This is a genomic window from Streptococcus oralis, from assembly GCF_019929365.1.
Classification (GTDB): domain Bacteria; phylum Bacillota; class Bacilli; order Lactobacillales; family Streptococcaceae; genus Streptococcus; species Streptococcus oralis_BT.
The window spans coordinates 153,555-175,871 of sequence record NZ_JAHZPH010000002.1; the positions used below are offsets into that span (position 1 = coordinate 153,555).

Here is a 22,317-nt window from a genome sequence, read left to right on the forward strand (position 1 = left end):
TTGAATCCATTTCAAGTGGTTTTCTACTGTTTTTCACATCTTATCACGGTATCATTCATATGGTATAATAGAACGAGAACATTTTCCTTCTAGTACCTTGGAAATTCTATATTTTTCGCTTGTTTATCCGCTCTGCTATTTACAAAAAATATACCCTGTCCCTCGGTGTCCACTTGATCCTAGCTACTCAGAAACCATCTGGTGTGGTGGATGACCAGATCTGGTCTAACTCACGCTTCAAAATCGCCCTTAAGGTGGCGGACCGTTCGGACTCTAATGAAATGCTTCATACACCGGATGCGGCCGAGATTACCCAGACGGGTCGTGCTTATCTGCAGGTCGGAAATAATGAGGTCTATGAACTCTTCCAGTCAGCCTGGTCAGGCGCGGATTACCAGCCGGACAAGGACGATATGGGGATTGAGGACCATACGATTTATCTGATCAATGAATTGGGTCAATATGAAATCTTGAATGAAGACCTATCGGGCTTAGAAGAAGCCGAAGAGATCAAGGAAGTTCCGACAGAGTTGGATGCGATTGTGCAGCATATCCAAGTTTTGTGTGAAGAACAAGAAATTCCTCCAGTACCCCAGCCATGGTTGCCTCCGCTCAAAGAACGCATTGCGCTAGAGGAGCTGGAAACAGTGCAGCCAGCGGTTGCTTGGGAAGAAGAGAAATCCCTTTCCTTCCTACTTGGGATGGCGGATATTCCACAGGCCCAGAAGCAGGAAGCCGTCTCTATCAACCTCTCCAAGGATGGGCATGTCCTTCTTTACGGAAATCCGGGAACAGGGAAGACCACCTTCCTTCAGACAGCTGGTATGGACTTGGCGAGAAAGCACAGTCCCAAGGCTCTTACTATGTACTTGATGGACTTTGGGACTAATGGTTTGGCGCCCTTGTCCAAGCTTCCGCAGGTGGCAGACACCATGCTTTTGGATCAGGCAGAGAAGATTTCTAAGTTTGTGCGGATCATGGAGCGCGAACTCAACCGTCGTAAGAAACTCCTTGCGGACTATGGTGTAGGGACTTTGGAGCTCTACCGAGAGGCTAGTGGCCAGCAAGAGCCGGCTATCGTTATCCTCTTAGACAGCTATGAGGCCATCAAGGAGGAGGCTTATGAGGCAGAACTCTTTAAACTCTTGGTGCGCATCTCTCGTGAAGGTCTCAGCATCGGAGTGCATCTCTTGATGACAGCGGGTCGACAGTCCAATCTTCGGGCTCAACTCTACTCGAACTTCAAGCACCAGTTGAGCCTTCCACAGAATGATGTGAGCGAGGTGCGAGCAATCGTGGGCTCTACGCCCCTTGCCATGACCATGGAAGACATCAAGGGACGGGCACTCATGAAACGTGAAGAGGTGGATGTTATCCAGCTGGCCTTGCCAGTCTCAGGAGCCAATGACACCCAAGTCCTCAATAACCTACGTCAGGAAGTGGCTTCTCTCCAAGAAGCTTGGACAGGTCAGCGCCCAAGTGCTATCCCAATGGTGCCGGAGGAGTTGATGATGGAAGAATTTTTGAATTTGCCTAGTGTACAAGAAGCTATTGAGAATGGTCAGATTCCTATCGGTTTGGAGCTAGAAATGGTTGGAAGTGTCAATATCTCTCTTAGCAAATTTAAACACATGGCTTATGTATCAAATGCAGAGGATGCTTTTGATAATATAACTCATCATTTAATAAAAACTATTCTTAGAATGCCTAACGTCCATCTGATGTTGATTGATGCTTTCCAAGAATATGAAGCATATAGTGACCAGGTGAAAACCTATGTTGGAAGTAAAAAGGAACTGTCGGACATAGGAAATCAGCTAATCTATGAAATAGAGAGCCGTCTTGAAAAAGGTATATCATCTGAATGGATCATTTTTATACCAAATATGAGAGCACTGGTATCCGAAAGCAATCTAAATGAACAACAGCTTCAATTTATGTTTGAGAAGGGGCATCGAGTAGGGATGAGGTTTATTATTGGTACTGATTATACTTATATTGGGACAAGCATTGACCCAATTCCTAGATACCTCAAAACAAATGTTCAATGGGTCATCTTTGGTATGCGCCTAATGGATCAAACCTTCTTAGATAAAGGAATGTATAGCCGAGATGTGGCTCCAGATCCCGATCAGGTTTATTTACATTCTCGGAAAGAAGTCATCAAACTCAAAATTAGTAAGAATAAGTAAAAATATTATTTGATACTTAAGATTCAACCCTATCTCTTGACGATTTGATAGTAGAAAGGATAATTGAAAAGGTTATTGAACATGGGACAAGTAAAAAGTGAAAAAGGCAAGGCAAGCACTATTGCAACTGGAATTGTATCAGCAAGCAATAGCATTACTACTGCTGGTACAGTTACGAGAGATAAGACAAGCTATTATACCGCTAATACGGTAGGAAGAAGATTGATCATAAATGAGGCCTCTATGGCTGAAAATATTCAATCGAAAATAAGTGAATTCGTAAAACTAATTCATGGTGTCGCAAATGAATTCGAAGTAGTAGATGAGAAGATCAGTACATTGTGGCAAAATAATTTGCCGTCGAGTCAAAATAAGGGGACAACTGGTCTACCTTCTCTGTATTCAAATCCATCATTTGTTCCTCAAAATAATTTGTTTAAGGAGTGAGGATGGAAAAAACTAGAAAATTAGAAGATATTCAATGTAGTGTTCAACAGATTCAAACGAAATTATCAAAGCTAGAAGAAGAAAGAAATCAGTTTTCTTACGTTGCGACGGAGATCATAGATCTTTGTCAAACAAACTTCATCCCATATAGAGAATTAGGATATTATCCGTTATCAGTTAAAGATGAGATGGATCGTCTTGAAGATATAGAAATGTTAAAAAGGAATGAACAGCTACTTGATGATTTTATCTCCGAGAAGAAAGAAGAACTAAAAAAGGCGGTGACCATGCTAGAGGACGAAAAAGAGGAACTTCTTTTTCAACAACGCCGTCTTGAATCACAAAATGAGGAGAAGGAGGAGAAGAATGGGGATTAAAGTAGACATAGGCTCAGCAGATTCGCAGGGCAGCACAGCGAATAGTGTATTAAGCAGCCGTGTGAATTATTATAACGATGTCATTACTGCCTTTAATAATTTGATTACAGAGGGAGAATTAAAAGGGAAAGCCTATGATAGCGCTAAGTTCTATGCGGAAAATATAATGGTTCCCCTACTTAGAGGAGTTATCCTCTTTTCAGAGAGTCTGGGAGGAAAAGCGAGTGAACTACCGACTCTTTACCGTTCACAAGTCGGTGGAGAAAGTCTAGATGAGGAGATACTTCAAAAGCAAATTGAAGCGAAGAATACAACCATTTCGACTCATGAAGCTATTTTGTATAGTTTATCCAATCTAAAGGACATCGATCCTACTTATAAAAGTAACGTTCGAGGAATTATCTCAAATGCAACGAGTAAGCGAGATGAGTTACAAAGGAAATTAGAAAAATTGCAGTCGTTTGCGAGCTCGACTAGTGGTCATTTTTCGGATTCAGAAAGCTTACAGACTTTAGTTTTTCAAGGTTTCGAACAAGTCACGGGTGACTTTGGAAAGTTTGATGGAACTTTTAAAGTAGAGGGACAAGCTCCTTGGGCTAATACTATTAATAATGAGTGGACGAAACGCTCTGAGGTGATCCAAAATTACCAAAATGTTTTAGATAAAATTAAAAATAAAACAGAATTAGATGAGAATGATATAGCAGCGATTGCAGAGTATGGAAAACGTTATCCGACAGAATTGGCAAAGCCAGAACTATTAAGGTTAATTAATGACTCTCCATATAGCAAAGTTAGCGAATTATATAATAAAACTACAACTGTTTTAGATGTTGCTAATGTTTTGTATTTGGGATCTCGAATTTCAAAAGACAATAAAGGAAATTTAATATTTCATCATGGTACAACACCTATTGGGCAAAAGCTAGATAAATTATTAGGCTATGATAAATTTTACAGTCGTAATAGTGTAAACCGAAATTACAATTACAGTAAAATTACTACAAATAAGGGAACAAATATTCGAGGTCAGTACGAGGATATGATGTCTCCTTTCCGTCCTAGTATCATAAAGGCTGGAAAAGACGGAGCGCTTTCGTCAGCAACAGCTGGTTTGTCAAACATATTTTCAATACATCCTACTGAAGGGATTAAGATATCAGATAGCTTTAAAAATATGGGCAAATTAGGTAAAGGTATGGCGATTGCAAATGTGGCATTTTCTGCTGTGGATATTGTAGACGGAATGGGGGAAACACATGATATTGCTGTTAGCAAAAATATGACAGTAGGAAGTGGTGAGTATATAACGACTCAATTTGGAGGTGTTACGATTGACACTCTGAAGAATGTAGGAATAGGGACGTTGGCTACTGTTGGTGGAGCTGCTGCAGCCACAATTTTTCTTCCTGCTACGGCATCGGTTATGGCGATAGGTGGTGTAACAATGCTAGTAGGAGGAGGTATTAGTTGGGGCTTAAATGAGCTAGATAAACACACTGGATTTTCAAAAGGGTTGAAAAAATGGTGGGCAGGAATTGTAGGAGGATAAGATGAAAAAAAAGTATGTTGAATTTTTGAATTTAGCGGTTGTGGATTCTAGTTCTATAAAGAACTCTGACTTTTTAAAGTCAGTTGCGATGGAGTTAATTTTTGCCTTGCTGATATTTATAATGTCTATTTTTATAAAAGGTGAGATACATGATGTAAGTATGATTATCCTTTACTTTACTATCTATCATATATTGGTTTTGTTGTTCATGTTCTTGCTATTCCAAAAATTTTCCAAATCAAAATTATTGCAATTGATTCCAGCTAGTTCTATTCTAATTTCTCATGTTGAGTTTCTCTTCTGGGGATCTATATTTTGGGGGAAGAACTACTGGTTTGTCTTCACGATTTTAATTGGCCTAAGCCTTATTTTTCAGTTACTAACCTTTGTTTACCAGTTGTTAATTGTCCCTAAAGCTAAGAAATTACCACAGGGTGAGTATAGGAAGAATCTTTTATTTCTTCCTTCTGTTATTTGCATATTGATTTCAGCAATTGTAGTAGTTATAGCACGTTTATTTATGTTGTCAGGAATATATATAGTCACTTCCCTCGTCGCAGGGAGCATAGCCTGTCTTCCCTTCTATTGGCTTGAGTATGCACGAGTATTCACAGGTTGGAGAAAGAAAAGCACTAATAACTTTATTTATAGAGGAGAAATAAAATGAAATTAATAAGAATAGATATCAGTAATATTGCTTATACAGAGAAAAAAGTAGCCATGGATTCTTTTCTAGATTTGATTGAAGGTTGTGAAAAGTTATTATTTGAAACAGGGGTCTATAAAAATGGTCCGACAACGATAGAAACATGTTTGAGTACTTTTGGAAAGCCAGGAGAAGCCTTGTTTAAGGTCTATATTCCGACAAACATTCCAATTGAAGGAAATGATGAATTCCAATATCTAGAACATTTTACAATTAAGCAGTGTGTCTCTGATGTAACTCCATTTGATGAACATCTCCTTCCAAAAATTGAAGAAATGAAGCAATATATTCAAGATGAGGGGTTGGAAATGCTGGGAGATACAGTTTTTCTGGCTATTTTGCCAATATTTGGGCAACACTTTGTTGAAATTAATATCCCAATTAAGGAGATTTCAGATGCTATTTAAAAACGTGGGAGAATACCAAGATATACAATATAGAAATGTTATCTCAAGGTATTACACAGTATCTCCAGAAGAGATGCCGGACACTTATAACGCTTTTTTAGACGAAGTAAGAAAAGCAGGATATACGCTTCTAGGACCTTTCTTTTATACGATTAATTCCAAGTTAGAAGAAAATCATGATGTGTTGATGGAACTGTTTATCCCAGTAGAAGAAGAGTATATTGAAAATGCTTTGCCAAAAGACTTTTTGTATCATAGTATGTTTCAAGTTTTAAATACTGTTTCAACTAGAATTTTAGAACCAGATGATGAGTCAGTGAAAGAGGGTATAAGCTTCTTAGCTGGTTATATCTATTATCAGGGACATTGTGAGTTGACTCCTCCCTTCTTTTTCACTACAATCTCTGATGGGAAAGTCTATACAGATATTAAGGTAGGAGTATTGAAGGAGTGAGCGGAATTTAATCTGATAATCTACTTACGATAAAAGTTAAATTTCTTAGTATATTTTTGGGCCTTTCTATCTATTTTGGTTCGTGATATAAAGCCAATGCTAAAGATTATAGATACAGGTATTATTGAAACAATATTACCATACTTTATAAAAATCAAAAACGAGGAGCTACTTTATCATTAAAGTAGCTTCTCGTTTTTTGTCTGTTCTATGTCGTAAGATGAATTAGCGTGGCTATAAGCCTAAATTCATGATGCAAAAATATAGCTTTGTTCCTATGGGAAGAGGGCTGTTTTGATATTGTGGTATAATGGAACAAGAACATTTTCCTTCTAGTACCTTGAAAATTCTATATTTTCGCTTGTTTATCTCTTCTGCTATTTTCAAAAAATATCCTGTCCCTTGCCGTCAAGTTCCACCCTCATGATGTGGCTTTCTTTTGATTGACTACAAGGGTGGTGGAATGGCCAATCTCTTTAAGAACCTGCCCCACCTCTTGGGAACCATTACCAACTTGGATGGAGCCCAATCCATGCGGGCCTTGGCTTCGAATGCGGAGATCCATCGCCTCAGCCTGGTCAGGGGCGGATTACCAACCGGACAAGGACGATATGGGGATTGAGGATCACACCATCTATCTAATCAATGAATTGGGTCAATATGAAATCTTGAATGAAGACCTATCGGGCTTAGAAGAAGCCGAAGATATCAAGGAAGTTCTGACAGAGTTGGATGCGATTGTGCAGCATATCCAAGTTCTGTGTCAGGAACAAGAAATTCCTCCAGTACCCCAGCCATGGTTGCCTCCGCTCAAAGAGCGCATTGCGCTAGAGGAACTGGAAGCAGTGCAGCCAGCGGTTGCTTGGGAAGAAGAGAAATCCCTTTCCTTCCTACTTGGGATGGCGGATATCCCGCAAGCTCAGAAGCAGGAAGTCGTCTCTATCAACCTCTCCAAGGATGGGCATGTCCTTCTTTACGGAAGTCCGGGAACAGGGAAGACCACCTTCCTTCAGACCGCTGGTATGGATCTAGCGAGAAAGCACAGTCCCAAGGCTCTTACTATGTACTTGATGGACTTTGGGACTAATGGTTTGGCGCCCTTGTCCAAGCTTCCGCAGGTGGCAGACACCATGCTTTTGGATCAGGCAGAGAAGATTTCTAAGTTTGTGCGGATCATGGAGCGCGAACTCAACCGTCGTAAGAAACTCCTTGCGGACTATGGTGTAGGGACTTTAGAACTCTACCGAGAGGCTAGTGGCCAGCAAGAGCCGGCTATCGTTATCCTCTTAGTGTACCGCACCAGACTTCAAGTCAAGCGCGATAGAGAAGCTGGTGTGGTACAGTATCAGAAAGTCTTTTCCTACCTTAACGATTTTTCCAAGCTTGGTAGCGAGTATCAATCAAGAGTTGGGTTAAGCGTCCCATGGTTTCTCTTTCTTCGGGAGTGAGGGATTGAGCTTGGACAAAGAGTTGGTGAATATGTTCAATGACCTTGAAGGAAGAAAGATCGTTGATAGAGGAGATGCCTGCATCAAGAATGATTCCAAAAAAGAGGTCAAAGTAGAGCTGCAGTTCTTCGTCAGGAACTGTTTCAACCCATTCCTTGAAAGTAGTATCGACTTGCTGGCTATCACTATTGGTCTCATCCAGTTGGACAAAGTGTTTGTCTGCAACCTGCCAACTAAAGGTGTCATGCTGGGCAAGGCCACCCAAGGCAGTGCTTCGAACGACGATTTTTTTATCCGGAATTTCCAGCATCATCCCGATGATAGAACCTTGTGGGACAAATACTTTCGTTCGTTTCATCATATTTTGATAGCCTGGTGTTTCGGTTAGTTCCTTGTGAAGTCCAGGTGCATCAAAAGTGTAGACAGCGACAATGTTTTTCTGCAAGTTTGGATCAAGTTGACTGGCAGCATAGACAGTTAGATTTCCCCCTTTTGAGTGTCCTGCTAGGATAACCTTTTGGTTAGGATGTTGGGCAAAAAAGTCTTGTAAATACTGGAGGGCATGTTTTTGAGCTGGGATTTCCTTCATATAGGTCATATGGAAATCTTCTTTCCAACCGATGATACTATCATCCGTCCCACGAAAAACAAGCAAATAAGTATCGAGACTGATACGATAAGTCATAGCCGCAAACTGTTTTTGCAATTCAGGATCAATATCATTGATAAAGTCTGAGAGCTTGCAATTTTTAAAACGTTTGTGTTGAGCGAGCTGATCCAATAACTGGAGGCGGTTTTTGCTGGTCAACATCGTCGTGTCTCTAGGGATTTGAGCTGCTAGATCTATGAGACGCTTTGGTTCTTGGGCAACTACATCATCAAAAGCAAGGTAGGTTAATTCAGTCAAGGCAAGAACATCTAACTCGTTCACGGGGAGGTCATAAAAGGAATCGTATGCTACATCATTCAAGTAGTCAAAAATATTGGCCATAAAAGCTCCTTTCTCTATGTCTATCCTATCACATTTACCTCGAATTAGCTAGTAGGCTTGTTCGAATGACCTAGTAGGGATTGATTCAGATATATAGAAGACAGGCTACTCCTATTTCAAACCTCTAAACGAGCTTACTTGTATGTTTTTGCTATCAATCCCATTTTCTTTTAAAAAATTCTTCATCTCATTTGCATCATCAGGCTGACCTGTGATGAGATAGCTGGCTTGATTGCCGTATTCATCAATAGCACGTTTTAAAAATTCTTGACTTTGAGAAAGTTCATCGCTAGTTTTATAAGTAAAATTCGGTGTGTTTTGAGCTAGTTCTTTCATCTCTTTATCAAAAACAGTCACTCCTTTGTCAAAATGATTGAGTATAATAGGGCATTTACCAGCCCACTCTTTGACAAGCGGGCGTAGAGCAGAAATACCGACATCAGATGCAAAGCAAACTAGTGGCTGATTCGTATCTTTAACGGTCGTAGAGGAATCCAGCCAACTCATCTCAATCTCACTGCCAGCGGATAAATGTGTCAAGGTTTCCTTAAAGAGGCTACCACTATTATGAGTTAAAATGAGGATTTCATCTTCATCAGGTGCGGAGGCAATGGTTAGCCATCGACTGGATTGCTCTCCCTTGGCTTCATATTTACTAGAAGTAGACGAGGTATCAGGGAGTGTAAACTTAGCATAAGCCCCCGCTTTCCAGGTTTGATGACTCGGTTTTGTGATATGAATTAAATATAGATCTCCGCTGGGATTTTCGATGGATTTTATCGATAATGTCTGGCTTCGTCCAAGATAAGCGATGGTGCCCCAAGTTATAAGGCCTAAGACTCCAAGTGTTGATAGAATGATAATAAACATTTTTTTACCTCTTTTCATTTTTTATGACTCCTGTTCTTAATTTTATGAATGAACTATAAAACAATTCATTCATATCTTTTCAAAAAATAAAGAAATCCATTCTTTATTTTAGAACTCCTTTAATGAAGTTGGTTGCAAGTATTTCAACAGTTTTGCCAATATCTGGAAAATCTTTTTCCGTGATATGCATATCCATGTAGTAAAACAGATTATAAACCTGTAAAATATCTTGAATCTTTTCTGGCGAGTACCCTTCAGCCTGCATACGATTTGTAAAAGTTTTAACTAGAAACTGATGAAAAGGATTTGCGACTTTGCCTTCTTCTGAGGAGTAGTAGCTGTGCAACTCATCTGCGATGGCAGGATTATACCATTCTGCAAGGATCTTATTGGAAGAAACGAGAGTTCTGGACTGAGCAAAGAGTTGACCAATGAGGTCGATCATGTCAATTTCCCAATCCAGTTCTTCGATCATTGCTTGGCGAACACGGTTGTTTTCATCTATGTAGATGTCTAGAAAAATAGCTTCTTTACTCTCGTAATAATTATAAAAAGAGCCGACAGCTACACCAGCTTGCCTGGCAATTTCCGAAATTCCTGTCGCCTTGTAACCTTTTTTTGAAAAAACTTCATAGGCCGCTGTCTTTAAAGCTTGTTTTTTGTCCAATATAATTTAACCTCCTTTGTTTTATGAATGAATAAATCAATTTGTTCATTCATATTCTAACAAATCATGGCCAGCTTGTCAATAAGAAGGCTAGATCTATTAAATAAGTGAAAGAAACACTAACTAAATGAGCACAAAAAGGAAAATATAGGATAAGGCTGGAACTATAATTAAAAATAAGGTATGATATCAGTGGGAATGTTCTCTATTTAGCATCTGTTTTCTGATCTGGATTTGGGGAATAGGCTGCTAAACAGTATGAGATACTAATCCGTAAATCTGATATGAAGGGTTTTGATACTTTGAGAAATAGCAAAGGAGGAGCGCATGCACAAGATTTTACTAGTAGAAGATGACCAAGTCATTCGACAACAAGTTGGGAAACTACTCTCTGAGTGGGGGTTTGAAGTCGTTTTGGTAGAGGACTTTATGGAAGTATTGAGCTTATTTGTCCAGTCGGAGCCTCATTTGGTTCTCATGGATATTGGTCTGCCTCTTTTTAATGGTTACCACTGGTGTCAGGAGATTCGCAAGATTTCCAAGGTGCCCATTATGTTTCTATCTTCGAGAGATCAGGCTATGGATATTGTCATGGCGATCAATATGGGAGCGGATGACTTTGTGACCAAGCCTTTTGACCAGCAGGTGCTCCTTGCCAAGGTTCAGGGTCTGTTGCGCCGTTCTTATGAATTTGGGCGAGATGAAAGTCTGCTGGAGTATGCGGGTGTGATCCTCAATACCAAGTCTATGGACCTGCACTATCAGGGGGAAGTATTGAGTTTGACTAAGAATGAATTTCAAATTTTGCGAGTGCTGTTTGAACATGCTGGCAATATCGTGGCGCGAGATGACCTGATGCGAGAACTCTGGAATAGTGACTTTTTCATCGATGACAATACCTTGTCCGTCAATGTTGCTCGCCTGCGCAAAAAGTTGGAAGAGCAAGGTTTAGCAGGGTTTATCGAAACCAAGAAGGGAATAGGATACGGACTGAAACATGCTTGATTGGAAACTATTTTTTCTAGCCTATCTGCGTTCTCGCAGTCGTCTTTTTGTCTATATTTTTTCATTGGGCTTTCTTGTTTTTCTCTTTCAGTTTTTATTCGCCAGTATAGGATTTTATTTTTTCTATTTTTTCCTCCTCAGTAGCTTTTTGACCCTTTTATTTTTGGTTTGGGATATTTTTGCAGAAGCTCAGGTTTACCGGCAGGAAGTACTGTATGCTGAAAGAGACCCAAAGTCTCCTTTGGAGTGTGTGCTAGCAGAAAAACTCGAAGAGCGTGAGTCTGAATTGTATCAAAAGAAGTCGGAAGCTCAGAGCAAGCTGACGGATTTGCTTGATTACTATACCTTGTGGGTTCACCAAATCAAGACCCCCATTGCAGCGAGTCGTCTCTTGGTAGCAGAAGTCTCTGATCGTGAGGCCAAGCAGCAACTGGAACAGGAAATCTTTAAGATTGACTCCTATACCAATCTGGTGTTGCAGTACCTGCGTTTGGAAAGCTTCCACGATGACTTGGTATTTGAAAAGGTTCAAGTGGAGGACTTAGTTAAGGAAGTTGTTCGCAAGTATGCCATTTTCTTTATCCAAAAGGGACTGACAGTCAACCTACATGACCTTGACAAAATCATCGTGACTGATAAGAAATGGCTGTTGGTCGTCATTGAACAAATCCTCTCAAACAGTCTCAAATACACCAAGGAAGGTGGGTTAGAGATTTATATGGAAGGTCAGGAGCTCTGTATCAAGGATACGGGAATCGGGATTAAAAACAGTGATGTGCTCCGAGTCTTTGAACGTGGCTTTTCAGGCTACAATGGGCGTTTGACCCAGCAGTCATCTGGACTTGGACTTTATCTATCTAAGAAAATTTCTGAAGAACTGGGTCACCAGATTCGTATCGAGTCTGAGGTTGGAAAAGGAACGACCGTACGGATTAAATTCACTGAAGTGAAGCTTGTTATTGAGTAAGAATAAATGAGAAAAAGCCTCCGATTGGAGGCTTTTATGCTAGGTTTTTATTTCTCAACGCGTGATTTGTTGGCGATATCAGCCAGGATAGATTCAACAAAGTCATCAACTGAGACAGTATGTGTTTCTTTTTGGCCGTAGCGGCGAACGTTGACTGTTTTGTCTTCCATTTCCTTGTCCCCAACGATCAATTGGTAAGGAATTTTGTTAGTTTGTGAAGCACGAATCTTGAACTGCATTTTTTCATTGCGCTCATCCACGTCGGCACGGACACCGCGGTCACGGAGTTTCTTCGCCACTTCCCAAGCGTAGTCCACATGTTTTTCGTTAGATACCGGGATGAGGGTCACTTGATGTGGTGCGAGCCATGTTGGGAAGGCACCCTTGTAGTTCTCAATCAAGATAGCTGTGAAGCGTTCCATAGTTGAGATAACTCCACGGTGGATCATAACTGGACGGTGTTCTTCACCATCAGCTCCGATGTATTTGAGGTCGAAGCGTTCTGGAAGCAAGAAGTCAAGTTGGATAGTCGAAAGGGTTTCTTCTTTTCCTAGAGCAGTCTTCACTTGGATATCGAGTTTCGGACCATAGAAGGCTGCTTCACCTTCAGCTTCAAAGTAGTCCACGCCCATTTCATCAAGCGCTGCACGAAGCATGGTTTGGGCATTTTCCCACATCTCATCGTTGTCAAAGTACTTGTGAGTATCTTGAGGGTCGCGAAGAGAGAGACGGAAGCGGTACTCAGTCAAGTTGAAGTCTTCGTAAACATCGATAATCAACTGAAGGGCGCGTTGGAATTCTTCTTGGATTTGTTCAGGAGTAACAAAGAGGTGACCATCGTTGAGAGACATTTCACGCACACGTTGAAGACCAGTTAGGGCGCCAGATTTTTCATAGCGGTGCATCATTCCGATTTCAGCGATACGGATTGGCAACTCACGGTAAGAGTGAACATGGTGTTTGTAGACCTGGATGTGGTGTGGGCAGTTCATTGGGCGGAGGACAAACTCTTCACCGTCTCCCATGTCCATAGTTGGGAACATATCTTCACGGTAGTGATCCCAGTGACCAGAAGTTTTATAGAGTTCTACGGAGGCAATTGGTGGAGTGTAGACGTGTTGGTAGCCTGCAGCGATTTCCTTGTCGACAATGTAGCGTTCCAATTCACGACGGATAGTCGCTCCGTTTGGTAACCAGAATGGTAAACCTTGTCCGACTTCTTGTGAAATCATGAAGAGGTCAAGCTCTTTACCGAGTTTACGGTGGTCACGTTCCTTGGCTTCTTCACGCATTTGAAGGTAGTTCTTCAAGTCTTTCTTGTCAAACCAAGCTGTACCGTAGATTCGTTGCATCATCGCGTTGTCGCTATTTCCACGCCAGTAGGCACCAGCTACGTTGAGCAGGTGGAAGACTTGGATACGACCTGTTGATGGGACGTGAGGACCACGGCAGAGGTCCACGTATTCGCCCTGACGGTAGATAGTCAAACCGCCTTCGTCTTCTGAGTGTTCTTCAATCAATTCCAACTTGTAAGGGTCGTTCTTGAAGATTTCACGTGCCTCGTCTTTAGTCACTTCTTCACGGATTGATGGGAAGTTTTCTTTGACGATTTTTTGCATTTCTTCTTCGATACGAGGAAGGTCTTCGTTGGAGATTTGACCAGCCTGATTGTCCGTATCATAGTAGAAACCATCTTCGATAGCTGGACCGATACCCAAATGAATGTCTGGGAAGAGACGACGAGCTGCTTGGGCGAACAAGTGGGCAGCTGAGTGGCGCAAGATTGGAAGGGCATCTTCGTGATCAGGTGTCACGATTTCGATGCTTCCATCTTCAGTGATAGCACGAGTAGTGTCGATGAGTTTGCCGTTGAATTTACCAGCCAAGGCTTTTTTAGCGAGGGAATTGCTGATGCTTTGTGCAATTTCAAAAGTTGTCACGCCAGATTCGAATTCACGAACAGCGCCATCTGGGAAAGTAATCTTAATCATGGTTTTCTCCTTAAAAATTTATCATATTTTATAACTGAGGTTTGAAGAACTGGAAAACTAGCCATCAACAAAGAATGATAACAATCGATTTGCTAAATCAATTTCATTTTAACTTTTTCAGTCTGAAAATAAAGAAAAGCGTAGAAATACATAGATAGCACACCAAAGAAAGGATTAGAGACAAGTATTGTTCATCAGTCATCTCACCTTCCATGTAAATCCTTAGTGGATAGTTTCTTATAGCATTAACCAAATAAATACCAGCAGTTAGGCTTAGAAAATATCCTGATAGGATGAGTTTCTTTTTCTTAAAAAACATTAAGATACCAAGGAAAGGAGCAAGAAATGGTAAAAGAGGAACAAATGCAAAAAATGAAAAGACAACAATGTACTCCAATCCCCATAGACTGAGAGTTTTCATTAGCCATACATAGACTATAAGGAAGGCACAGGGAATCACCCAAGACAATGATTTATTCATATCAACCTCCATCTTCTTTTCTTAGCTATGTTTCATTTAACCTGACAATATCTCTATTCTCCAAACAAAAAACGACATCCTCGAAAGGACGTCGTAACGTGGTTCCACCTTCATTTATGCAAGTCAAAAAGACCTACACCTCTGATTGGCTTTAACGTGGCCACCGTTTTATGTTTTCATAAAAGTCAGTAGAGTAGTATCAGTTTAGGCTCTCTATGCGTTTCCAGCAACCACGCACTCTCTAGTAGAAAGGGACTAAGTGACTTGTCTCTATGCATTATTATAGCATGATTGCGAGAATTTTCAAGGATTTTGTGAAAGTTTTTTATTTTTTCCTTGCTGGAGCATGTATTTGATACCTGAACCTGAAGCCATACCAAGTAGGGCAAAGAGTTCATAAGCTAGGAAATAAACGAGAATGAATTCATTGAAAGTAATGATGGTAAAGCAATAGAGAAGAGCAATACCGAGCAGCCACCACAGTGAGAATTGGAAATGGTAGCTATAAAGAAGGGATACGATAAAGGTTGCCAAAGGTGAAAAGAGGATGATGTTATAAATGTAAAGCCCTTTTAGCGTATAAGGATCAGATATCAGCAATAAAAGCAACTCATAGAGGGGCCAGTAAAAGAAGAATATGACAAGGTAGTATGGAATATACTTAAGATATTTCCGCATGGCAATAGTCCTCCAATCTACAAAAATTGAGAGATGTTGAAGACCACATAATCCTAAATGAAGGGGAACTCTCTACCTATATTATAGCACGATTTGGAAGCTCTTACAATTGAATCCAGTGATCAGTGATAGTGATTTTTTGCAGTGTTTTCTGCTATAATACTAACAGAAGAAGTAAGAGGAAATGAGGAGAAAGAATGACGAAAATAGCAGTTCTTTCAGACATACATGGGAATACAAGCGCCTTGGAAGCTGTACTGGATGATGCAAAAGCGGAAACGGTAGATGAGTACTGGCTTTTAGGGGATATTCTTATGCCTGGAACAGGACGTAGAAGGATTTTGGACCTCTTGGCTAGCTTGCCCATCACTGCTAGAGTTCTTGGAAATTGGGAGAATAGTCTCTGGCGAGGCCTGCATCGCAAGCTAGATCTAACAAAAGCTAGTCATCGCTATCTCCTACGCCAATGCCAGTATATCTTAGAAGAGATTAATCCTGAAGAAATCGAAGACCTCCACAATCAACCCATGCAAGTTCATCGTTGGTTCGGTGATTTGACGGTAGGAATCACTCATCATCTTCCTGATAAAAACTGGGGTAGAGAGTTGATTCATACGGGAAAACAAGAAGATTTTGATAGGTTGGTGACGGAACCGCATGCCTCTATCGCAGTATATGGCCATATTCACCAACAGTTGCTTCGTTATGGAAGTGACGGACAGTTGCTTCTCAATCCAGGATCAATTGGGCAACCCTTCTTTTTAGATGCGCAGTTGCGTAAGGACCTACGTGCCCAGTATATGATCTTAGAGTTTGATGAGACAGGCTTAGCTGATGTTGATTTTCGTCGAGTGGATTATGATGTAGAGGCTGAGTTGCAGCTGGCTAAGGATTTAAAGCTTCCTTATTTTCAGGTCTATTATGAAAGTTTGGTAAATGGGATTCACCACACTCATAATCAGGAACTTCTGTATGAAATTGCTCAAGAACAAGGGCATGATGCCGAGTTGGATGCATGGTTGGATAGTGGTAATAATTGACATTACAACGTAAAAGGGTATAATGGATATCAGATAGGATGTGAAAGGAGGAGAAGATGCAAATTTCAAGTCGATTTACCATTGCGACGCATATGTTGATTATCATCGCTCTAGAAGGGAAGAAAACAAAAGTTACCAGTGATTTTTTGGCTGCTAGTGTTGGGGTCAATCCAGTTATTATCCGTAAAACCTTGTCCCAACTCAAAAATGCAGAGCTGATATCGGTTGCGCGTGGAGCGGGCGGTACCGAGATTATCAAAGATCTAAATGAGATCACGCTTTTAGACGTCTATCAAGCGGTAGAATGCCTTGGAAAAACTGGTAAACTCTTTAGTTTCCATGATAATCCCAACCCCAACTGTCCAGTAGGGGCCAATATTCATGAAGTTTTAGATCAAAAATTGCTAGATATCCAATTAGCGATGGAAAACCAGCTTCGTCAGACGAGTTTGGCTCAGGTTGTGGCAGATGCAGAAGCAAGAATAGTAAAATAAGAGGGCTAGGCTCCTCTTTTTCTATTACCATAATTCATAATTATGGTACAATGTAGTCATCAAAGGAGGAGACTATGTACTTTATTACAGGATTTTTCGTCCTACTTTTTTTGATTTCATTTTTTAGGGACAATCGCAGTCTCTGGAATCCAGCTCTCTTGCTTTTATCTCTGCTCTTTTCTTACCTGTCTATTGCCAATCTTTTTTATGAAGCTGGACAGGAAGAAGTGCACATGATTTTTTTTGCAGTGATTTTTCTCCTGCTGCCTCTTTTAGTTTTTCTAAGTGGTTTTTTCCTTATTTATAATGGATTTGTGTTATTGAAAAAAGAAGGGAAATCCAAGGCAAATTATTTGTCTCTGGGGCTAGGGTGCGTGATTCTGTTCTTTTTTGTGATCATGGCGATTCGAATGAGCGATACCAATGGCTTGTTCTACACCAATCATCTAGTGAATATTTTCTTTTTCTTTCTGATTTATTCGTATTTGATTTTCGGCTTTGCCTTTGCAGGATTTCTGCTTTATTCTATTCTGTATCTTTTTATTCCTAAGAAAAAACATTATGATTTTATCATCATTCACGGGGCAGGCTTGTTGAATGGAGAAAAAGTAACTCCCTTGCTCAAGAGTCGTATTGACAAGGCTGTAGAGGCTTATCGTCAGTCGTCCAATCCCAACGTTAAACTCATCGCCAGTGGAGGTCAAGGTGGGGACGAGAAGATTTCCGAAGCTCGGGCAATTTGTAATTATTTGCTGGAAGAAACGGATGTTCCGAGAGAAGCCATTCTCCTAGAGGAAAGCTCGACCACGACCTATGAGAATCTTCTCTTCTCAAAAGAAATGGGAGAGAAACTGGTGGCAAGTCCACGTTTTCTCTTTGTAACCAATGACTACCATGTTTTTCGGACCAGTACCTATGCTAGACAACTCCGTATGAAAGGAGATGGCTTGGCTTGTCGGACAGCTGGTTATTATATTCCCTCAGCCTTTATTCGTGAGTATGTAGCTCTTTGTGTAAAAATGAAATGGCTCTTTGTTGCCTTTTATATTTTATTAATTTTAGCTCTGATTTTCTCTTATAGAGGTGTTCTATGGTAATATGTAAAATTCATATTGTAATTCTTGTTAGAATCTCTAAAAGATCTTGTAGTAACCCTAAGGGAAAAATTGTCACTAGTAATGAAAGAGCAGGGTAAGTGATTGTGAGTGCGGTTTTTGGAACGGCTTTATGATTGCTCGTCAATCAATTGAACAATTTCTAACCTAGTTGCAGATTTTCAGAGAGAGTCAAAAATAGGCAACTGAATATGAGTAGACTAGAATTTTACAGTCAACGACAAATAAAAATGTGAACAGCAACAGAGGTTCACATTTTCTTTTTGGTCTATGGCAAAATGGCTTTTAGTTCCTTCAGGATAGTTTGTAAGGTTACGATCGCTTGTTCTCCTTGTTGCGGTTGGTAGAGTAGTTGGAAATAGTCGCGAATAGTTTCTTCAAATTGTTTGGGGAGGAGGGCGCAATTGTTCTTAGCATAGTCGAGCATTCGTTTTTCACCGGGATGAGTTTGCTCATTGAGGGCAAACAGCAAGTCAAAGTAGGAAGCAAAAAATTCACTTGTACGATGATTCATGCTAAGAAGATCTTGACGTTTGATAGCTTTTTCGATTTGATGAGAGAAGGCAGGCATGGTCTGGTCTAGCAAAAGGAGTTGCCTTTCAATGATATGTTTTTTAAGTTCCTGAGGATAGGGAATCTGGTAAGTCTTTTGAAGCGAAGCATAGCGTCCATTCGGGTCGTATAGAATCTTGCTGTGGAGTAGATTATGCCACATACAGGTTGTATAAGCATTTTGAGCTTGATGCTGAAAAACAGTTGAGTTCAGTTCTTGTTCAAACGACTCCAGCGAACGATAAATCAACTCGATTTCGATACCGTTGTTTAGTACGCAGTCATCTTCTAATTCCCAAAACTGGTTTCCAATTTCCATATAAGAACAATACTTACTCAAGATATCTCGTCGAATCGCCTCATCAATAGAAGAGTTTAGATAGACATAAACGTCATAGTCAGAATTTTGATCGTAGGCTTGTCCTGCACGAGAACCACCAAGAGCGATAGCTTCTACTTGCTCCAGTTGAGAGAATTCTTTGTAAAGTTCGTGGATCATTACTTTTCTCCTTTTTATTTTACGATTTTAAATGTGTTGTTAGTTCTAATAAATTACCTTCGGGATCAGATACAACTGCTTCATAGTACCCGTCACCAGTTGTTCTTGGACCGGATTGAATAGAAAAACCATCTTCTTCAAAGCGTTTTGCAAATGTATCAACATCCACTTTGTCTCCTACAGCAATAGCTAAATGGTAAAATCCAAAACCATTTTTATTCTTTTCTACGATATCTGGGCGATGACAAAGTTCTAAACGTGCACCATTTTCAAAATTCAAAAAGTAAGATGAGAATTCCGTTTTAGGATTATAATATTTTTTCGTTGCAACGGCATTAAAGTATTTCTCATAAAAAGATTTCATTTTTTCTAAGTCATTTACCCAAACACCTACGTGTTCAATAGAGATTGTCATTGTGTTATCCTTTCTTGTTAAGTTATAGCTATCTTTGATAAAATATCAAACGATAAGATAAAATGGAATAAGGAGTGAAGTCAATACATCCGAAGCGCTTTTTTCAATTTTTCCCTTTGTAGAAAATATGTTCTATCGAGTATCTTCTTTGAACCATAAAAAGCAAAGAAATCACGATAATGTCCACGACAATAAAATCTTAAAGGGAACTAGACTTGTTCAAGAGTATAATGGTATTTCCCGTCAGATTGATAATCCTTTTCCTAGATACTAGCAGATACCGCCAATGCGATTTTTCTATCTTCTAATTTATCTCCCCCATTTTTTACCATAGAACCAACTACAAATTAATATAGCGTCTATCCATTTTTTTAATAACGACGGACTAGAGAAATTAAATATAGGAAATTGAAAAACTAAGTTTTGATGTGATTCAACTAATGTTTACTCTCTTTATATAATTCGTGAATTGTATATTCTTCTGGAGATTTCCTTATTCCAAGATCTATTGATAATTGAATGTTCCATTTATATTTTCCACTAATTATTGACATGGTATAGCCAAAACCACTTTTTCTAGGTGAAATACCTATTTTTCCACCGATTCATAAGCCAATTGACTGTTAAAAAGTTCTTATCGATATTTTTCTACACTATTAATTATTTTCAGCCCACTCATGCATGATAAACATCAGGAATAGAAAGAACAAAAGATAGAACGGATAAACTGAAATATTGGTGACATCACTTAGGATTCCAAAAAGCTTTGGTATAAAGGCGGAACCGATATAGGCAGAAGCCATCTGAATGCCGATTAAACTCTGACTATTTTCCCTTCCAAAACGCTCTGGAGTAGAATGGATAATGCTTGGATAAATCGGTGCACAACCAAGGCCGATAGTAGCAAGCCCTATTAAGGCAATTGTATAATGAAAACTGAAGGTAAGGAGAATCAGACCTATGAAGATTAAAATGAACCCTAGGCGAATCATATTTTTATCTTCAAGTTTTTCTGCAATAAAACCAGAAATTGCTCTGCCACCAGTGATTCCTATGTAAAATATTGAAGCAAAGGATGTTGCCGTTTCTGCCGGAATATCTTTGACCACATTCAACCAACTAGCTACCCAAAGTCCGGTCGTCTGTTCAAGAGCGCAGTATCCAAAAAAACAAAGCAAAATTTGAGGGGCACCTTGAAGTTTTAAGGCTTGGGAAATTGAAAGAATATCCCTATTATCTTCTAAGTCCATCCCTTGTTCTTTTGCAGTCCATAAGGGTAAAGAAATAAATATAATAGTTGTTAATATAACCTGTATGATTCCAATGATTCTGTAACCGACAGGCCAGTCGTAACCACTTGACAAAATCATTCCCATGATATAAGGACCGATAGAAGCCCCTATCCCCCACATACAATGTAGCCAAGATAGATGCTTAGAAGAAAAATGCAATGCTACATAGTTATTCAGTGCGCTATCAACTGCTCCTGCACCAAGACCATAGGGGATAGCCCATAGGCACAGCTGCCAATATTCTTGACAAAAAGAAAAACCAAATAAGGATAAAGCAGTTAGCCCTACCGAAACTGCTGTCACTCTAGCTGTAGAAAATTTATGAATTACTCTATCTGCATTTAAAGAAGAAATTATTGTACAAACAGAAATAATCAGAAAGATGGAGCCTGCCCCGGTAATAGTTGAATTTAAGCCACGATACATATTTGGTCAAGCGCTTCCTAAAATAGCATCAGGTAAGCCTAAACTAATAAAAGCCAGGTAGATAACCGCTAACAACAACGAAATCATTTAGTTCTCCTTGTTAGATTGCTCTTCTTTTGATTTCTAGAATCTTGTTTTTTCCAATTGATTGAACTCCGTTCAGTATGAACGGGTCTATCTCAGTCAATCTTTCAAGGATTGGTTGGAATTCTTTAGGAAGATAGGTGTCAGAAATTTTTATATTTTCTTGTAAAGATGGACAATAATATGCAATAGCATCTGGAGCAATGACTGATGTTAATGCTGTTATCTGATTTAACAAAAGAAATGTGAAGTCATTTGAACGTGATTGGCGATCTGCAGGTTTATATCCATTCATGAGATAGCCAACTTCCCCTGCAAAACCATTTCTTCCACGATGTAATCTTTTGTTGATGATAATACCAGAACCAGCAAAATCTGTATCTGGCTGATAAAGAAGAGCCAATGTTCTAAATTCTGGGTGAACACTACAATAACCAAGAGAAGCAACATTAACATCATTCTCTAAAACAATGGGTATCGTTGTAAGGGATGAAAGTGACGTTAGAAGATTTTTTTGATTGATATGTTCAAAATCAGAATAGATAATTTCTCCTTGTTCTCCAATAATACCAGGAAAACTAAGCACTAATACCTGAATCAGTGGATCACTAGTAATTAGTTTTTTTACTACATTGCGAATTTCATCTAATGTCCCTGTGGGACTTACTAAAATTTGTTCATAAACTGAATGGCCTCCCAGATTAAATGAGTTTGCACGTATTCTGTATTGAGAAAAGATGTGACTAAGAATAATAGTTCCAATATGGATATGATCTTCTCTTAATTGATACAATTTTGACTTTCTACCACCAGTTGAACAGGCATTCCCTACAAATTCAATCTCTTCACTATTCTCTAATATTTGTAAGATATTGGTAGTTCCCGCCAGAGAAATTCCTGTTTGACTGGATAACTGACTCTTGGTCCATGTTCCTCCTTGATAAAAACAGGATCGTACTTTGTGAATATTTTCTTGCTTTAAATCAATTATTTTTGCCAATTCTCTACCTTTCGACACGTCTTGTCAAAAGTATTGTAGCATATTATATTTTTGTTTGCAATAAGATATTTTTAAAAATCTTAGTTTCGTTTTCCTAATTTTAGGAGTGGTCCTCTCTTGTAGGAAAGGATAATGCTGTTTTTGATTTATGGTATCAATGTGCTTAT

The 22,317-nt window shown here is 39.5% G+C and carries 21 protein-coding genes and 3 pseudogenes; 13 read left to right on the top strand and 11 right to left on the bottom strand.

The annotated features are described in order from the left end of the window. Nucleotides 1-158: 158 nt before the first annotated feature. From K1I53_RS04300 to K1I53_RS04335, 8 genes and pseudogenes are all read left to right on the top strand, one after another. Nucleotides 159-2,192: pseudogene (locus K1I53_RS04300) on the top strand (FtsK/SpoIIIE domain-containing protein); the annotation flags it as partial. Nucleotides 2,193-2,273: 81 nt separating this feature from the next. After that, nucleotides 2,274-2,639, top strand: a complete 366-nt coding sequence (locus K1I53_RS04305) for a TIGR04197 family type VII secretion effector (protein ID WP_223328529.1) — start codon at nucleotides 2,274-2,276, stop codon at nucleotides 2,637-2,639. A gap of 2 nt (nucleotides 2,640-2,641) precedes the next feature. Then, nucleotides 2,642-3,016: a hypothetical protein gene (locus K1I53_RS04310; protein ID WP_223328530.1), complete on the top strand. Its 375-nt coding sequence runs from the start codon at nucleotides 2,642-2,644 to the stop codon at nucleotides 3,014-3,016. Continuing rightward, nucleotides 3,006-4,568, top strand: coding sequence for a T7SS effector LXG polymorphic toxin (locus K1I53_RS04315; protein WP_223328531.1), 1,563 nt, complete (start codon nucleotides 3,006-3,008; stop codon nucleotides 4,566-4,568). Before K1I53_RS04310 ends, K1I53_RS04315 begins: the two co-directional genes overlap by 11 nt. A 1-nt stretch (nucleotide 4,569) precedes the next feature. After that, entirely contained in the window at nucleotides 4,570-5,235 is a 666-nt protein-coding gene (locus K1I53_RS04320; RefSeq protein ID WP_223328532.1) for a lantibiotic ABC transporter permease, read from the top strand. Beyond that, a complete protein-coding gene (locus tag K1I53_RS04325) occupies nucleotides 5,232-5,681 on the top strand; it encodes a hypothetical protein (RefSeq protein WP_223328533.1) in 450 nt (149 codons plus the stop codon). The genes K1I53_RS04320 and K1I53_RS04325 overlap by 4 nt, the downstream gene beginning before the upstream one ends. Beyond that, entirely contained in the window at nucleotides 5,671-6,135 is a 465-nt protein-coding gene (locus tag K1I53_RS04330; protein ID WP_223328534.1) for a hypothetical protein, read from the top strand. Before K1I53_RS04325 ends, K1I53_RS04330 begins: the two co-directional genes overlap by 11 nt. Nucleotides 6,136-6,527: 392 nt before the next feature. After that, nucleotides 6,528-7,424, top strand: a pseudogene (locus tag K1I53_RS04335) (FtsK/SpoIIIE domain-containing protein); the annotation flags it as partial. Between the two features lie 76 nt (nucleotides 7,425-7,500). Here K1I53_RS04335 and K1I53_RS04340 read toward each other — a convergent pair. The 3 genes from K1I53_RS04340 to K1I53_RS04350 form a co-directional block, all read right to left on the bottom strand. Beyond that, nucleotides 7,501-8,574 carry a DUF2974 domain-containing protein gene (locus K1I53_RS04340; RefSeq protein ID WP_223328535.1) on the bottom strand — a complete coding sequence of 358 codons (1,074 nt, stop codon included), beginning with the start codon at nucleotides 8,572-8,574 and terminating at the stop codon, nucleotides 7,501-7,503. A 111-nt stretch (nucleotides 8,575-8,685) separates the two neighbouring features. Next, a complete protein-coding gene (locus K1I53_RS04345) occupies nucleotides 8,686-9,462 on the bottom strand; it encodes a ferredoxin reductase (protein ID WP_223328536.1) in 777 nt (258 codons plus the stop codon). Between the two features lie 85 nt (nucleotides 9,463-9,547). Beyond that, nucleotides 9,548-10,117: a TetR/AcrR family transcriptional regulator gene (locus K1I53_RS04350; protein WP_132973608.1), complete on the bottom strand. Its 570-nt coding sequence runs from the start codon at nucleotides 10,115-10,117 to the stop codon at nucleotides 9,548-9,550. A 321-nt stretch (nucleotides 10,118-10,438) separates the two neighbouring features. Between K1I53_RS04350 and K1I53_RS04355 the strand changes: the two genes are divergently transcribed. Together K1I53_RS04355 and K1I53_RS04360 are read left to right on the top strand one after the other, a co-directional pair. Then, nucleotides 10,439-11,116, top strand: coding sequence for a response regulator transcription factor (locus tag K1I53_RS04355; protein WP_000548981.1), 678 nt, complete (start codon nucleotides 10,439-10,441; stop codon nucleotides 11,114-11,116). Beyond that, nucleotides 11,109-12,083: a sensor histidine kinase gene (locus K1I53_RS04360; RefSeq protein WP_223328537.1), complete on the top strand. Its 975-nt coding sequence runs from the start codon at nucleotides 11,109-11,111 to the stop codon at nucleotides 12,081-12,083. The genes K1I53_RS04355 and K1I53_RS04360 overlap by 8 nt, the downstream gene beginning before the upstream one ends. Nucleotides 12,084-12,130: 47 nt before the next feature. Here K1I53_RS04360 and thrS read toward each other — a convergent pair whose 3' ends face one another. From thrS to K1I53_RS04380, 3 genes are all read right to left on the bottom strand, one after another. Continuing rightward, on the bottom strand, nucleotides 12,131-14,074 hold the full coding sequence (gene thrS / locus K1I53_RS04365; protein ID WP_223328538.1) for a threonine--tRNA ligase: 1,944 nt from the start codon (nucleotides 14,072-14,074) through the stop codon (nucleotides 12,131-12,133). Nucleotides 14,075-14,177: 103 nt separating this feature from the next. After that, nucleotides 14,178-14,555: a hypothetical protein gene (locus K1I53_RS04370; RefSeq protein ID WP_223326175.1), complete on the bottom strand. Its 378-nt coding sequence runs from the start codon at nucleotides 14,553-14,555 to the stop codon at nucleotides 14,178-14,180. 303 nt (nucleotides 14,556-14,858) lie between these two features. Beyond that, nucleotides 14,859-15,233, bottom strand: a complete 375-nt coding sequence (locus K1I53_RS04380; protein WP_223328539.1) for a hypothetical protein — start codon at nucleotides 15,231-15,233, stop codon at nucleotides 14,859-14,861. Nucleotides 15,234-15,430: 197 nt separating this feature from the next. Between K1I53_RS04380 and K1I53_RS04385 the strand changes: the two genes are divergently transcribed. From K1I53_RS04385 to K1I53_RS04395, 3 genes are all read left to right on the top strand, one after another. Next, nucleotides 15,431-16,273 carry a metallophosphoesterase family protein gene (locus K1I53_RS04385; protein ID WP_223328540.1) on the top strand — a complete coding sequence of 281 codons (843 nt, stop codon included), beginning with the start codon at nucleotides 15,431-15,433 and terminating at the stop codon, nucleotides 16,271-16,273. Between the two features lie 56 nt (nucleotides 16,274-16,329). Continuing rightward, entirely contained in the window at nucleotides 16,330-16,767 is a 438-nt protein-coding gene (locus K1I53_RS04390) for an Rrf2 family transcriptional regulator (RefSeq protein WP_223328541.1), read from the top strand. A gap of 74 nt (nucleotides 16,768-16,841) precedes the next feature. Next, nucleotides 16,842-17,864, top strand: a complete 1,023-nt coding sequence (locus tag K1I53_RS04395; RefSeq protein WP_223328542.1) for a YdcF family protein — start codon at nucleotides 16,842-16,844, stop codon at nucleotides 17,862-17,864. A 286-nt stretch (nucleotides 17,865-18,150) separates the two neighbouring features. Here K1I53_RS04395 and K1I53_RS04400 read toward each other — a convergent pair whose 3' ends face one another. From K1I53_RS04400 to K1I53_RS04420, 5 genes and pseudogenes are all read right to left on the bottom strand, one after another. Then, nucleotides 18,151-18,933, bottom strand: coding sequence for a DUF4037 domain-containing protein (locus K1I53_RS04400; RefSeq protein ID WP_223328543.1), 783 nt, complete (start codon nucleotides 18,931-18,933; stop codon nucleotides 18,151-18,153). Nucleotides 18,934-18,952: 19 nt separating this feature from the next. After that, complete coding sequence (locus tag K1I53_RS04405; RefSeq protein ID WP_223328544.1) at nucleotides 18,953-19,348, bottom strand: VOC family protein; 396 nt, start codon at nucleotides 19,346-19,348, stop codon at nucleotides 18,953-18,955. A 309-nt stretch (nucleotides 19,349-19,657) separates the two neighbouring features. After that, nucleotides 19,658-19,774, bottom strand: a pseudogene (locus tag K1I53_RS04410) (NAD(P)H-dependent oxidoreductase); the annotation flags it as partial. A 230-nt stretch (nucleotides 19,775-20,004) separates the two neighbouring features. Then, nucleotides 20,005-21,066: an MFS transporter gene (locus K1I53_RS04415; RefSeq protein WP_263285123.1), complete on the bottom strand. Its 1,062-nt coding sequence runs from the start codon at nucleotides 21,064-21,066 to the stop codon at nucleotides 20,005-20,007. A gap of 100 nt (nucleotides 21,067-21,166) precedes the next feature. Continuing rightward, nucleotides 21,167-22,150, bottom strand: coding sequence for an ROK family protein (locus K1I53_RS04420; RefSeq protein ID WP_223328545.1), 984 nt, complete (start codon nucleotides 22,148-22,150; stop codon nucleotides 21,167-21,169). Nucleotides 22,151-22,317: the final 167 nt, after the last annotated feature.